Annotated in this window: 12 protein-coding genes; 6 read left to right on the top strand and 6 right to left on the bottom strand. The window is 39.6% G+C overall.

The window, feature by feature from the left end:
* Positions 1 to 3: 3 nt before the first annotated feature.
* The 5 genes from PARC_RS12895 to PARC_RS12875 form a co-directional block, all read right to left on the bottom strand.
* Positions 4 to 738, bottom strand: a complete 735-nt coding sequence (locus tag PARC_RS12895) for a dienelactone hydrolase family protein (RefSeq protein WP_010555364.1) — start codon at positions 736 to 738, stop codon at positions 4 to 6.
* An 82-nt stretch (positions 739 to 820) separates the two neighbouring features.
* The gene (locus tag PARC_RS12890; protein WP_010555365.1) at positions 821 to 2,152 is read right to left on the bottom strand and encodes a glycerophosphodiester phosphodiesterase family protein; all 1,332 of its coding nucleotides are present in this window, start codon (positions 2,150 to 2,152) and stop codon (positions 821 to 823) included.
* Between the two features lie 68 nt (positions 2,153 to 2,220).
* On the bottom strand, positions 2,221 to 3,072 hold the full coding sequence (locus PARC_RS12885) for a carboxylate/amino acid/amine transporter (RefSeq protein WP_010555366.1): 852 nt from the start codon (positions 3,070 to 3,072) through the stop codon (positions 2,221 to 2,223).
* 117 nt (positions 3,073 to 3,189) lie between these two features.
* Entirely contained in the window at positions 3,190 to 5,325 is a 2,136-nt protein-coding gene (locus PARC_RS12880; protein WP_007581300.1) for a M3 family metallopeptidase, read from the bottom strand.
* Between the two features lie 208 nt (positions 5,326 to 5,533).
* The gene (locus tag PARC_RS12875; protein ID WP_010555367.1) at positions 5,534 to 5,743 is read right to left on the bottom strand and encodes a hypothetical protein; all 210 of its coding nucleotides are present in this window, start codon (positions 5,741 to 5,743) and stop codon (positions 5,534 to 5,536) included.
* 201 nt (positions 5,744 to 5,944) lie between these two features.
* Between PARC_RS12875 and PARC_RS12870 the strand changes: the two genes are divergently transcribed.
* Positions 5,945 to 6,805 (top strand): mechanosensitive ion channel family protein, encoded by an 861-nt coding sequence (locus tag PARC_RS12870; protein WP_007581304.1) that lies wholly within the window; start codon positions 5,945 to 5,947, stop codon positions 6,803 to 6,805.
* A 49-nt stretch (positions 6,806 to 6,854) separates the two neighbouring features.
* Here PARC_RS12870 and PARC_RS12865 read toward each other — a convergent pair whose 3' ends face one another.
* On the bottom strand, positions 6,855 to 8,180 hold the full coding sequence (locus PARC_RS12865) for an IS4 family transposase (protein ID WP_096058061.1): 1,326 nt from the start codon (positions 8,178 to 8,180) through the stop codon (positions 6,855 to 6,857).
* Between the two features lie 488 nt (positions 8,181 to 8,668).
* Between PARC_RS12865 and PARC_RS12860 the strand changes: the two genes are divergently transcribed.
* From PARC_RS12860 to yegD, 5 genes are all read left to right on the top strand, one after another.
* On the top strand, positions 8,669 to 10,942 hold the full coding sequence (locus tag PARC_RS12860; protein WP_010555137.1) for a TonB-dependent receptor: 2,274 nt from the start codon (positions 8,669 to 8,671) through the stop codon (positions 10,940 to 10,942).
* A gap of 116 nt (positions 10,943 to 11,058) precedes the next feature.
* Positions 11,059 to 11,358, top strand: a complete 300-nt coding sequence (locus PARC_RS12855; RefSeq protein ID WP_007581307.1) for a hypothetical protein — start codon at positions 11,059 to 11,061, stop codon at positions 11,356 to 11,358.
* Positions 11,359 to 11,433: 75 nt separating this feature from the next.
* A complete protein-coding gene (locus PARC_RS12850) occupies positions 11,434 to 12,090 on the top strand; it encodes an HAD family hydrolase (RefSeq protein WP_010555136.1) in 657 nt (218 codons plus the stop codon).
* 33 nt (positions 12,091 to 12,123) lie between these two features.
* Entirely contained in the window at positions 12,124 to 12,966 is an 843-nt protein-coding gene (locus PARC_RS12845) for a DNA ligase (protein WP_010555135.1), read from the top strand.
* A 62-nt stretch (positions 12,967 to 13,028) separates the two neighbouring features.
* Entirely contained in the window at positions 13,029 to 14,393 is a 1,365-nt protein-coding gene (gene yegD / locus PARC_RS12840; protein ID WP_007581315.1) for a molecular chaperone, read from the top strand.
* Positions 14,394 to 14,401: the final 8 nt, after the last annotated feature.

Below are 14,401 nucleotides of genomic sequence, written 5' to 3'. Positions count from 1 at the left end.
CACTTATAAAGTACGGCTAAATAATGCAACCGCTTGTTGATACATATTAATTGCAAGGGCTGCATCGTATCGCTCACCTTCATCACGCATGAAGGCATGTTGGGCATTAACTTCTTGCCATTGGTAATTAATATCCGTACTTACGCATTGCTGGTATATTTTAGCACGGCCTTCCTTTGGTACATGCGGGTCTTGTTTACCCCATATAAAGTGAATTTCGCCTTGTATATCAGCCATGCGTTCAAATGAGTTATTACCTGATTTTGCCGGTAATGTGTTGCTGTGAATATCGGTAGCATATAAGCAAAAAGCCGCTTTAATTTCAGAATTAAGCGCCGCTCTGTAAGCTAAGTGACCGCCAATACATACGCCCATTGCGCCTACTGTACCTGTGCAGTAATGTTGCTGCTTTATAAAGTCGATCATGGCTTGCGTGTCGCTATCATGATGCTCAAGTGGTTTTGCCCACTTGTCGGCATTGCCTTTGTCTTTACCTGCATCGTCGTAAGCAAGCACAGTGCCCATAGTATTTAACTCGTGAAACACTTCCGGTACTAATACCACAAAGCCATGGCTTGCTAAAATAGCTGCGCTGCGTGCAATAGGTGCAGTTTGCTGAAATATTTCAGAATAAAAAATGATAGCAGGGAATTGCCCTTGCGCCTGAGGGCGATAGATGGTTGTTCGCATTAAACCTGTAGGTGTTGGCAAGTCTGCGTTATGTTGTTGAATTATCATAAAAGCGCTCAGTTAAATAAAATTATATATAATGATATGGTAACTGAGCGCGATAAAATAAACGACTTTTGTTGTCGAGTATTTAAATACTTGCAGGCATTTTATTACAACTAGCGTAATAACTTACGGTAGCCGGCCAATCTGAAAATATAGCCATTACCCCCACGTCTTGTGCGAGCACATCAACGACCGTCATCATATCGCCATCGTTATCTATAACATCAGCAATTGATTGATAGTAATAACCACCACCTTCATTAAGCGGACCTGAGCGCTCAAGGCTCCATGCAATAAGCTCTAAACCTGCTGCTTTTGCGTCAATTGCGTATTGTGATGGCACGATATTATTTTCGTTATCTATTGTTAGCATCATCCAAATTGGAGGGGCTAAAATTTTAACGCCGTCAGCCACAAGTTCATCCATACCAGGTTGCCATGTTTGTGGGTTACTTGGATCAAATCCGGCTTCACTGTCGCGACCATCTAGGTATACGCTGTTATCTGCAAAGTCAGGGTTAGTGTTAATCCAGTATTTTACGTCTTCAAGGTTAAACGATTGCGGATAAACTTTTGAGGCTGGCACGCCCATTTGTGTGTACTCGTCTAGCATTTTTTGCGCATATTGCTCTTGCGTCATTCCATCAAATGGCATGCTTACTTGTGGCGATTTAAGTTCTGGGGTCATTTTCACCCCCATCCCATTAAACAGTGCAATGCTTTGTTTATGGGTCATTAATGTGCCGTTGGTGGCATATAAATCAGTGCGCCAATTTGGTGTACCATCCATGTAATCGGCAACGGTAGTTGCATTGGTGTTTGCACCATCCATTTTACCTTCAAGGGTTAAAAATTCCGCTAAGCTTATATCACTGGTACAGCATTTAGCTGACGCAGCAATACCATTAGTAGGGTCTGCGGGTGTAAATGGCACACTGCATTTAGCTGCAAGCTCAGGAATGGCTAAAATATTAGTTGTGGTGTGTAAGTCGCATTGAGAGTGACGACATACTAGTTCTTTATCGTTTGTAAATGTAACATCGCATTCAACAATGCCTGCGCCCATTCTGGCTGCAGCAATGTAAGCTTCTTTAGTATGCTCAGGGTATTGCATTGATGCACCGCGATGACCAATAGAAAAGTCGGTACGGTAAAAAGGACCTTCACTACAAGATTCTAGTTGTGTTTTTAAAGCGCTGTCGCTCATATCATCTACTAAATAATAAGGACGAGTGCCTAGTTGAATATCTGGCGCATCACCACTTGGTACCTCTACAATAATAGGCGTAGGCACTTCAACAATCTCAACTTCTGTGCTGGTAACAACCACTTCTTTTTCTACTATTTCTACATCGTCGTCGCAGCCAGCAAGTGTGGCTAACAATATACAGCTTGTAAGTAAGGTAATACGTTTCATTGTTTATCCTTAAAAAGTAAATTTGTACTACCTTAATGATTATTAATGACAATTTAGCTACAAACGTATTAATTTACTTTTTTATTAATAACTTGATTCACTAACAAGGCGCCTAACATTATGCCAGCTCCAATACTTAACCTGACTATGTCAGCGTCTCGGTTCCAAATAAGTACATTAATAATAATACCAGCCGGAATGAGAAGGTTATTCATAACTGCCAAGGCACCTACATTTACAAGCGTTGCGCCTTTATTCCATGCAAAATAGCCAAGACCAGAGGCAATAATACCTAAATAAATAAGCACGCCCCACTGGGTAGATGTACTTGGGAGTTTGCTTGCATCACCAAATAAAACGTAGCATACAATAGCAACAATTAACGCCCCAATAAAAAACCAACCAAATATCGCTTTATCGTCAAGAGTATTACTCGTCATTAATCGTTTGTAAGTAACTTGCCCTGTTGCAAAACAAATATTGGCAGCTTGTACGAGTAATAAGCCGATTAAAAAGTTGTTGTTTAAGTCCTCATAACGAATTGCAACTGCGCCAAAAACAGCAATAAGTGCAACTATAAAAAACCGTGGATTGAATTTTTTTTCAAGCGCGTCGTTTAATAAAGTAATGTAAATAGGGGTCATTACGGTAAATAACAGTACTTCGGGGACGCTTAAAAATAAAAAGGAGTGGTAGTAAAAGCTATACATAACACCAAGTTGTATAGCGCCAATCAGCATGAGCTTTAAGGCTAAAGGTTTAGGTGTTTGTTTAAACTTTAAAAATGGTAAAAATACGATAGTTGCTAGTGCTATGCGAATTAACACACTAAACCATGCATCAACCTGACCTGCTAAATACACGCCAATTAAACTAAATGAAAATGCCCAAAGTAAAGTTACTGCAAATAAGTACCGCATAGCCGTCGTCTTTAAATAATTAATGGCAGCAGTTTATCTGTTATAAATTAATGTATAAACAATAAAAGCCCGCAAGCGGGCTTTTATAAAGCAATAATTAATAAACTAAGTTATTAACTATTCAACTAAACCACGGCGCTTAAGTAGTGCGTCGGTAGTTGGTTTTTGACCTCTAAACTCAATGTAGCTTTGCATTAAGTCGCGGCTGTTACCTTTTGATAGGATTTCTTTACGGAACTTATCACCATTTTTACGTGTTAAGCCGCCGTTATTTTCCATATGTGCAAAGGCATCTGCTGCAAACACTTCAGTCCAAAGGTACGCGTAGTAACCAGCTGAATAACCACCTGCAAATGTGTGGCTAAAAAAGTTTGATTTGTAACGTGGTGGAACAGGGTAGTAAGCAATACCGTGTTTTTCTAGCGCGTCTTGCTCAAACTTTTGAACGTCAGCTACTTTTTTATCAGAACCAAATGAATGCCATTCCATATCAAGTAGTGCAGCGGCTAAGTATTCAGTAGTGCCATAGCCTTGGTTGAATTTTTGCGATTCAAGTACTTTATCAAGTAAAGCTTGTGGAATTGGCTCACCTGTTTTGTAATGCTTAGCATAGTTTGCAAGTACTGTTGGTTCAATCATCCAATCTTCATTTGCTTGTGACGGAAATTCAACAAAGTCACGCGCCGTTGCAGTACCCGCTAGGCTTGGGTATTTAACATCTGAGAATAAACCGTGAGCAGCATGACCAAATTCATGGAACATAGTAGACACTTCATCAAATGTCATTAGCGTAGGCTCGCCTGCAGCAGGTTTTGGAATGTTCTGCGCATTGTAAATAACAGGTTTGGTGCCTTTTAAGCCGCTTTCGCTAACGTATGCACTCATCCATGCGCCGCCACGTTTGCCTTCACGTGCATATGGGTCTAAGTAAAATAAACCAATAGCGCTGCCATCAGCGTTAAATACTTCGTATACGGTTACATCTTCATGATAAACAGGAAGATCTTTACGTTCTTTAAACGTAATACCGTACAGTTTGTTCATTGCAAAGAATAAGCCATCGTGAATAACCGATTGCATTTCAAAGTATGGTTTAACAAGTGCTGGGTCTAAGTTGTACTTTTCTGCACGTACTTTTTCAGCATAAAAAGTCCAATCCCATGGTTTAAGCTCAAAGCTTTCGCCTGAATCGTTAATCACTTTTTGAATAGCGGCTGCTTCAATCTTTGCTTTTTCAACTGCTTTAGGTGCTAGGTCATCAAGGATGCCGTAAACGTTTTCAGTTGTTTGCGCCATACGCGACGTCATTACATAAGAAGCCCAATCTTTGTAGCCTAAAAGCTCTGCTTTTTGAGCGCGTAGGTTGGTTTCTTTAATAATAATAGGGCCGTTAGTTTTTGCTGCACGGTTTGCAGAGGCTTTAAAAATTCGCTCACGTAGGTCGCGGTTTTCAAGGCTACTTAAAATTGGTTGTTGCGTTGTATTTACCAAAGTGATCATGTAGCCGTCTTTGCCCGCTTTTTTAGCTGAAGCTGCAAGGCCTGCAATTTCGCCTTCAGAAAGACCTGCTAATTCACTTTTATCTGTAACTACAATAACGTCTTCTTTAAACGATTTTAAAATGTTTTGTGAAAACGCAGTAGATAGCTGAGCTAGCTCTGAGTTAATTTCACGCATTTTAGCTTTTTCAGCGTCGTTTAATTTAGCACCTGCTTTTACAAACTGCTTGTAGTAAAAATCAACTAGGCGTTTATCTTCTGCGTTTAATTTATCTTGATTGTCGTAAATTGTTTGTACGCGCTTAAATAATTCACCGTTTAAGTAAATATCATCTGAGTGAGCAGATAATACAGGCGCCATTTTTTCATCAATACGCTGGTATTCAGCATCTGAAATTAAACCAGATAAGTTATAAAAAGCAGCCGATACGCGATTTAATAGCTCCCCTGACAATTCCATTTTAACTAATGTGTTTTCAAATGTTGCTGGAGCAGGGTTGTTAGCAATGGCTTGTACTTGTGCCGTGTGCTGTGCGATACCTGCATCGAATGCAGCTTCGTAGTCTTTTGTACCAAATTTATCAAACTCTGGTGCCATATATTGCAATGGGCTTGGCTTAAATAAAACATTGTTTGCGTTCATGTCTTGCACTTGTGCTGCGCCTTCTTTTGCCATGTTTTGTGTATCGTTAGATGAACAGGCCGATAATATTAAGGCACTAGCAATAGTAGTGGCGATCAGGGTTTTACGCATAATAACTCCATAGAAAGATTAGCCGGAATAGGCTTTGCGAGTCGAAAAACCTAGTTAACTTATCAAATTTTGGCGTTTATACAATAAAGTTTATCGGTATTAAGGGGGATTTGAACGCAAATTAGCTAATATTTAGCTTTAAGGGAGGTAAAAGTAGCTCTAAAAGTAAACACCTGAGCTACTTAATAAGTCGTTGAGTCATAATTGCTTAGTTATATCCAAGTACAAATTTTCTCTCAGAGCCAAAGTTGTTAGGTTGTTGTTGGCCAAACTCTTTGTTGATAGATGCCAGTGTTTGCTCTTGTTCTGCAAGAAGGCACAAAATTTTATTTCGGTAATCTAGGCTGCTTTCAAATAAATGTAAGTCTACCTGCGGCTGCAAAGTAGCGAGTCTTTGATTTAAAGTAAGTTGTGTCATATGTGATCTCCAGTGCTTGTACACTATTTATATAGCACTCGGTGCAATAAAGAGTTAATAAATTGTTCATAAAAAGTATATTGAACTTATTAACTTGGCGTTTTAGTTATATTATGACTGCTAAACTTACCCAACACTGAACCGCTTTCACTTTATAGCGATTTAAATTTAAAGCGCTCCTTTGCTTGTTTTGGAAAATAAATGACCTTAGAACACATAAACCAAATTCTTGCCTTTGTTGTATTTAGTTACAGCGATGTACACATTACCGTAGCAAAAATTATTAAAGTGCCTTTAATACTTTTCGCTATTTGGTTTATTGTGACGCGTATTGGCAAGCTAATAACAAAAACATTATTGGCAAAAAAGTTAAGCCAAGATGCCGTGCATTTATTTACACGTATCTACTTTATTTTAAGTATCGCTATTTTAATTTTTACATCTTTAGAAGTATTAAGCATACCGCTTACTGCGTTTGCTTTTGTTTCAGGTGCAATAGCCATTGGTGTAGGCTTTGGTGCTCAAAATATTATTAATAACTTTATTAGTGGCTGGATACTAATGTGGGAACGCCCAATACGTATTGGTGACTTTTTAGAGGTAGGCAATGCAAAAGGCGTGGTAGAAACAATTAATACTCGCTCAACGCGTATTCGCCGAAATGACGGCGTACATATGCTTATTCCTAATTCTCAATTGCTCGAAAATACAGTAACAAACTGGACGCTAATAGATGGCAATGCACGCTCATCGGTCAGTGTAGGCGTTGCGTATGGATCAGACGTGATACTGGTTAAAAAGCTTATTCAGCAAGTGCTTGATGATCATGAAGCAATATTGGCTAATCCAAAGTCATCGGTGTTATTTGATGACTTTGCAGATAGCTCGCTCGTATTTAACGCTATTTTTTGGGTGTGCGCCGAGTCTGAAACCATGCTTAGAAAAGTACGCAGTGATATTCGTTTTAGTATTTACGCTGTATTTGAAAAGCATGATGTAGTGATTGCTTTTCCGCAGCGTGATATTCATATCGACGGTGAAATTGCATTTAAGCGCTCATAGTTCAAATATGGTAAATATTAAAAGTCGCTCTTGGGCTAACACCATTCAGTTAAGCATGCTTTGACTTAATGGTGTACCGAGTTTTTGAAATTCGAACGGTCCTACTTTTGGGCCGTTTTCTTTTTTCTGGAAGAATATAACGTTTCACTCGTTCTCGCATTGCCCTTAATTTCTTTGGAATTGAACCTGGCGAAGCGATGGCACACCAGAGTATTTCATCCTGTATATCCCGCAAAGCCATGACAAAACTAATTCTCAGCGGGGAGACTTTAGCCTCTTTGGCTATTCGACTTATCTCTACTCGAATTAAATTGTAGGCTAGCAATATACCCCATAGCTCTTGATTGACTCCATCCATAGTCTGACTACGCAAAAGAATACTATCCTCAAGCATCTGGTGTTTTATTTCTCCATAGCTATTTTCAATTTCCCAGCGCTCGAAATAGACATCAAGAATGGCCTGCGCACCAAAAGCCTGTTTATCATCCAAAGAGCACAGCAGACCTTTTATTTTTCCAGGCCCCATTGGCTCAGGATAAAGAACCAGTCTGGCCTGCCAGCACTCAGGAAGCGAAGGGTCTTGTTTTCTGGCATGCGCAGATACACTCATTTCTACTTTGAAGTCATGCTCAGAGTAAGATTCAATGACGGTGTATTGCGTGTTGCTTTTAATCGGGACCATCCAGTGCGACTGTGGGTGTTGCTTACGCCAATTAATCAGTAGCTCAGCGCTGAGATAACATCGGTCAAAAATAGTTAGACTGTTATCACTTACATGACTAAATAACTGCTTTGCGTAGTTCACCTCACCTTGATAACTGGGCCCGAAGGCAACGTGGTGTATCAACCGGCTACGCAAGGAGCTTAAGGCGCATAGGCGTACAATAGGATATTCTGTATGACGGTTTTTACTGTGCTTAATATAGTGAAAGTGCTCAGCAAGAGCAGGTGTATCAGGTGCACGAAATTGCGTTCCATCGACAGAAAATAACCGGAGTCCATACCACGTATCATCAGCATCTTCTTCTTGTGTCCAATGGGCCGCACATAGGTGAAATAAGGCTTGGAGGGGGTCGCTACTCAGGCGCTGTCTCGCTTGAGGAATAGCACTTGGAGCAACCGTATCGCCCAGGGTATCAGTGAGTGTTAAATCTAACTTCTCAACAACGTCACTAATAGAGCGGTCGCGAAAAAGACCCATTGCAATGATAAGCCAGACGACAAGCTCAGCAGGTAACTTACGTTTGCGAATACTTGCTTTATCGGTCTGCTCGAGCACATTAGAAATCCACTCAAGAGGGATATGTTTCTGAAATGTAGATAAAGAGTCAGGAGTGGCGAATATATCCGTATCAAGTAACCAATGACTAAGCATAAAAATACCCTCATAATCAAAAGATGATAAGGGTATTGTGAAGCAACCAAAAGATCGGTCAACCGATCAAAAATACCTTAACTGATCGGTGTTAGCTCTTGGGCGGCTTTTAATAAAAACACAGGTGTTTCTATTTTAGGTTAACATGTAAAACAATCCCTTCTTCCTACTCTATTTTATTAAACTCAATAAAGGACATATGTCCTTAATATTAGAATTTTGCATCTAAATAGTGATAAAAACACGTGATTTTGTAGTTAAATGTTGCAAAAAAGTTTCTAATTATGTCTATATTTATGCAGTAAAATTGTCACACAATGGTATAATCTTAATCGTTCGTTCAGCCTTATAACATCGTTTTTGTACTCTCGGTAATAAGGTCCGCGCGCATGACGCAAGTCGCGAAAAATTGAACGAGCCCGCAATGAATACATTGCGCAACACAAAAAACCGTTGAACAAGAGTGCACAAAAAAGGTTAAACCCAACATGAAAGCAATGAAAAGATCTACGTTAGCTACCCTAATCAATGCAACGTTGTTCTCTGCAGTAGCAGGTACTTCATTTTCTTCTTTAGCTGCTGAAGAAAAAACAGCTAAAAAAAGTAATCAACTAGAAGTTATTCAAGTAACAGCTCGTAAACGTGTAGAAAACGCTCAAGAAGTACCAGTAGCAGTATCTGCTCTACAAGGTGATAACCTTGATGCGTATAGCTCAGCTGGTATGGATATTCGTTTTTTAAATGCGAAAATTCCAAGTTTATCTATTGAATCTTCATTTGGTCGTTCATTCCCACGCTTTTACGTTCGTGGTTTAGGTAATACCGATTTCGATTTGAATGCATCACAACCAGTATCACTTGTTGTTGATGAAGTCGTTCAAGAAAATGCAATTTTAAAAGGCTTCCCAGTATTTGATGTTGAACGCGTAGAAGTATTACGTGGACCACAGGGAACTTTATTTGGACGTAACACGCCAGCTGGCCTTGTTAAGTTTGATACTGTTAAACCAAGCCAAGAATTTGATGGTTATGGCTCTGTTTCATATGGTAGCCGTGGCGCTGTAGACACAAGTGGTGCTGTAGGTGGTGCTTTAACTGACCGTTTATCTGCTCGTGTTTCATTATTATGGCAAGATAAAGACGATTACATTGATAACCAAGCTCCAGGCTTTGAAGCTAAAGACGAGCAAGGTGGTTACACTGAAAAAGCGGCACGTGTTCAGTTTTTATATGAAGGCGATGATTTTACTGCTTTATTAAACTATCACACACGTGATTTAGATGGCTCGCCTATTGCCTTTCGTGCAAACGTAATTAAACCAGGTACTAATGAGCTTGTAGACAACTTTGAAAACGATATTGTTTATCAAGATGCAGCATCTCGTTCTACTCAACAAGTAGAATCGGAAGGTGCAAGCTTAAAGCTTGAGTGGGAACTTAAAAACCACACAATCACGTCTATCTCCGCATGGGAAAGTGCTGAAATATATTCGCGTGCCGATATCGATGGTGGCTACGGCGGCTTTTCAATAGATGATGTTCCTGTTGCTATGGGGCCTGATTCTATTCCATTTTTTAATGAAAGTGCGGATGGCATTCCAGATCACGACCAGTTAACGCAAGAGCTACGTTTATCTAGTAACTTTGATGGTGATTTAAATTATCAAGTAGGTGTATTTTACTTTGATGAAGAGCTAACAATTGAAAACTTTAGTTATGACACTTCAAATAATGGTGTTTTAAATGGTTATGTTCGTCAGCAACAAGATACAACTGCTTGGGCTGTATTTGGCTCAGTAGATTATACCTTTACAGATGATTTAAAAGTAACCGCAGGTCTTCGTTACTCTGACGATGATAAAGATTTTGTAGCTTACCGTACTATAAGCCCAATTGGTGCCGGTCCGTTACCACCTGTTAAACAAAATGTGAGCGATGATCATATTAGCTGGGATTTATCAGCAAACTATAAAGTTAACGACGATATTAACTGGTACGGCCGCGTAGCTAACAGCTTCCGCGCACCGAGTTTACAAGGTCGTATTTTGTTTGGTAATGATGTAACGACTGCTGAATCAGAAACAATCACTTCTTACGAAACTGGTATTAAATCAGACGTGCTAGACGGGCAAGGCCGTGTTAATGCCACTGTGTTTTACTACACAATGGATGACCAGCAACTTACCGCTGTTGGTGGTGGTGCTAACTTTAACCGCTTGCTTAATGCTGATAAAACAACAGGCTATGGTTTTGAACTAGACTCGCAGTGGGTATTAAGTGACGAATTTAATGCTACATTTAACTTAAGCTACAATAAAACTGAAATCAAAGATAGCAATCTAAGTATTGCAGCTCCTAATCGTCCAACGTTAAATATTACAGACCCTGTAGTAGACGGTAAAGTATTTCTTGATGGTAATAGCTTACCGCATGCTCCTGAGTGGATCTCTAACTTTACGCTTCGCTACACTAAAGAACTTGCCGATGGTAACTTCTTCGCAAGCGGTGATATTTCTTATCGTAGTAAAATCAATATGTTCCTTTACGAATCAGTAGAGTTTGAAGGTAAAGAGCTTATTGAAACAGGTTTGCGTACAGGTTACACATGGTCTGAAGGCGATTACGAATACGAAGTAGCCGCTTTTGTTCGTAACTTATTTGACGAGCAACAAGTTATTGGAGCTGTAGACTTTAATAACAATACGGGTATTGTTAACGAAGAACGTTACGTAGGTGCTGAGTTTAAAGTTAGATTTTTCTAACTAATAGCTAAAAGTATTTACTTTAAAAGCCTGCATTGCGCAGGCTTTTTTATTTGTATAACCCCTTTTAGAGCTGCTAAAGTAGCGCCTAATTGGTTTATTTAAAGAGAAGAGCAATGGCTGGATTTTGGAATTACCGTGTAATTTTTTGTGAAGCAACGAAAGACGAAGCAGCGCAATATCAAATACACGAAGTAGAATATAACCTGAACGGTAAAGTGACTAACTGGTCAGAAACAGGCGCAGCCCCTTTTGGTACAACACTTGATGAGTTGAAAGATGACTCAGATCGTTTAAAAACAGCATTTGAAAAGCCTGTACTTAAAGTTATGCGTAAAACGCGTGGCTACGAGCTTGTTGATGTTGATACGGGTGAAGAAGCAACGGGTGAGCCACCAGCTGGCTTAACGCAATAACAACAATTTAATAAAAGGTGCTTAAGGCGCCTTTTTTATTGTCAAAATTTGGCTTAGGTTAAATAAGGAATGAGGATGACATTAGAAGCAGTATTATTTGATATGGATGGCACATTAGTTGATTCAGAAAGCATGCACTTTGTATGTTGGAGTAAACTACTTAAGCCTTATGGTGTTAGTTATTTAGAAAATAATTTTTGTCAGCGCTTTTCAGGACGACCCACTTTAGAAGCTGCAATCGAAATTAAGCAAGAGCATAACTTATCAGTAAGCGCACAGTTTTTAGCGGATGAAAAATACCGCTTATTTGGCGAATATGTAATAACACATTTACCACCACTGATGCCGTTTACTGAGCAAACGTTGAAAGCTGTAAAAGCGAGTGGCTTAAAAATGGCGCTAGTAACGGGCAGTGCTAAAAGTGAAGCTATGCCAATACTTAAAGGTTTAGGATTTTATGAGCTGTTTGACACCGTGGTAACAAAAGACGATGTAACTAATCCTAAACCTGCTGGAGACCCATATTTACTGGCACTTAAGCAGATAAATATACAGGCAGGCAATACAATAGCCGTTGAGGATACATTTACCGGCGTTACGGCGGCCAACAACGCCTTGTTACGTGTTGTAGCCATTGCTAATAGCCACACAAAAGATCACGATTTTAGCCAAGCTACATATAAAATGAGTAACTTAGATGAGTTTTGGCAATGGGTGCAATCTCAACTATAGTTTAAGCCAACTTTTACTTGCTTGGATGCGCCAATGTTTACTATTAAATACCTGCTTTTAATTGTTGTTGTACTTTTTACGCAATGTATAAGTGCAGCACAACCTTCTGTTTTACTGGCTAAAGTATATAACGAAACTAAACATTACGATGTAAGTAAGTATTTAGTCAGTGAAAAATATGATGGCGTAAGAGCTATATGGACTGGCACGCAGTTTGTTACTCGCAAGGGCAATATTATTAATGCGCCGAGTTGGTTTACAGCGCCATTGCCAAATGTATGGCTTGATGGTGAGCTATGGACCAAGCGTGAGCACTTTTCTAAGCTTAGTGGCATAGTAAGAACTAAAAAACCTAATAATCATGATTGGCAAACTATTACTTATAAAGTATTTGATATGCCAGATGAAAATCTGCCTTTTAGCACTCGTTATAAAAACTATAATGAGCTTATTACTAGCCTAAACTCGCCGCACATTAGCGTTGTAGTTCAATATAGCTTTACTAATAATGAGCAGCTCACAGAATATTTTGAAAACATAACTAAGCAGGGCGGCGAGGGCGTAATGCTACATTTGGCTAGTGCTAAGCACAGCAATGGCCGAAGCAATGCATTACTAAAATTAAAACCTTATTTAGATGCAGAAGCGGTTGTGATTGCGCATTTACCAGGTAAAGGAAAATACCAAGGTATGTTAGGGGCATTAAGGGTAAAAACAGCACAAGGGCAGGTGTTTTCTATTGGTACAGGGTTTAGTGATGCAGAACGTTCCACTGCACCTGAGATAGGTAGCACTGTAACGTACCGATTTCATGGATTAACAAAAAACGGTTTACCGCGTTTTGCTAGTTTTTTACGAGTAAGAGATAGTTTATAACATTTATAATTTTTACAAAGTGTGCTAAATTGCGCGGCCTTTTTGGTAATGTGTGGTGAAGTATGTTTGTAGGTTTTGATTACGGTAGTTCTAATTGTGCTATGGGTGTAATGAGCGAGGGTAATGTTCAATTAGTACCGCTAGAGCAAGGAAAACATTACTTACCGTCTACACTTTACACTCATCACAGTGCCTTGGTTGTTGACTTTGTTGCTAAGCACTTACATGGCACAGCCCATGAGCATGACTTTTTAACACAGCGCCAAGCATTATTAAATACCTTACCTCGTATTAAGTCAGACCTTGATTTACAGCCTTCAGATGAAACCCTATTTATTGGTCGTGAAGCGATTAGCGAGTACGTGCAGTTCCCTGAAGAAGGCTACTTTGTTAAGTCCCCTAAATCATTTTTTGGCGCAACAGGTTTAAAGCAAGGTCAAATTAACTTTTTTGAAGATATCGCAACCGCGATGATCTTAAAAATTAAGCAACGCGCTGAGCTCTCTTTAGGTAAAACACTTACACAAACAGTGATTGGTCGCCCAGTAAACTTTCAAGCTGTGGGTGGTGAGCAATCAAATCAACAAGCGGTCGGTATTTTAGAACGTGCTGCTAAACGCGCTGGTTTTAAAGACGTAGAGTTTTTATATGAGCCACTTGCTGCGGGTATCGATTACGAGAGTGATTTAACTCAGGATCAAAAAGTACTCGTTATTGATATTGGTGGTGGTACGAGTGACTGCTCGTTTGTACAAATGGGCCCGAGTTTTAGAGGAAATAGCCAGCGCGATGGCGATTTTTTATCTCACAGTGGTAAACGTGTTGGCGGAAACGATTTAGATATTGCTTTGAGCTTTCATGGTTTAATGCCGTTATTGGGTTTAGGCAGTACGTTTAAATCAGGTCTACCTTTGCCTAATCAAGCGTTTTGGCAAGCGTGTAAAATTAACGATGTAAATTTACAAAGCCAATTCTATAGTGAAAGCCATACCCGAGAGCTAAATGCACAATTACGTGATGTAAGTGCACCTGAGCTTTATAAGCGTTTAATACATTTACAGCAAAACAAGCAGGGTCATCAGTTAGTACAACAAGGTGAAGCGGCTAAAATAGCACTTTCGTCAGCTAGTGCGTTTGATTGTGATTTAAGCTTTTTAGATAGTGGGCTGAATAAAAATGTATCGGTAAGCGATTTAGCTGTTGCCGTTGAGAGTAGTATTAGCCAAATAGTTACTTTAGCAAAACAAGCAATCAGCGACGCTGCGACCACGCCAGACATTATTTACTTAACAGGCGGTAGTGCACAGTCACCATTGATTAAAGCGGCTTTAAGTGAGCACTTAGGTAATATAAAAATGGTTAACGGGGACCACTTTGGTAGTGTAACTGCTGGCCTGACTAAATGGGCCAGCATGCTTTATAAATAACCTAGATT

This window comes from Pseudoalteromonas arctica A 37-1-2, assembly GCF_000238395.3.
In the GTDB taxonomy this organism is placed as follows: domain Bacteria; phylum Pseudomonadota; class Gammaproteobacteria; order Enterobacterales; family Alteromonadaceae; genus Pseudoalteromonas; species Pseudoalteromonas arctica.
This window is presented reverse-complemented; position numbering and strand designations above follow the sequence as displayed.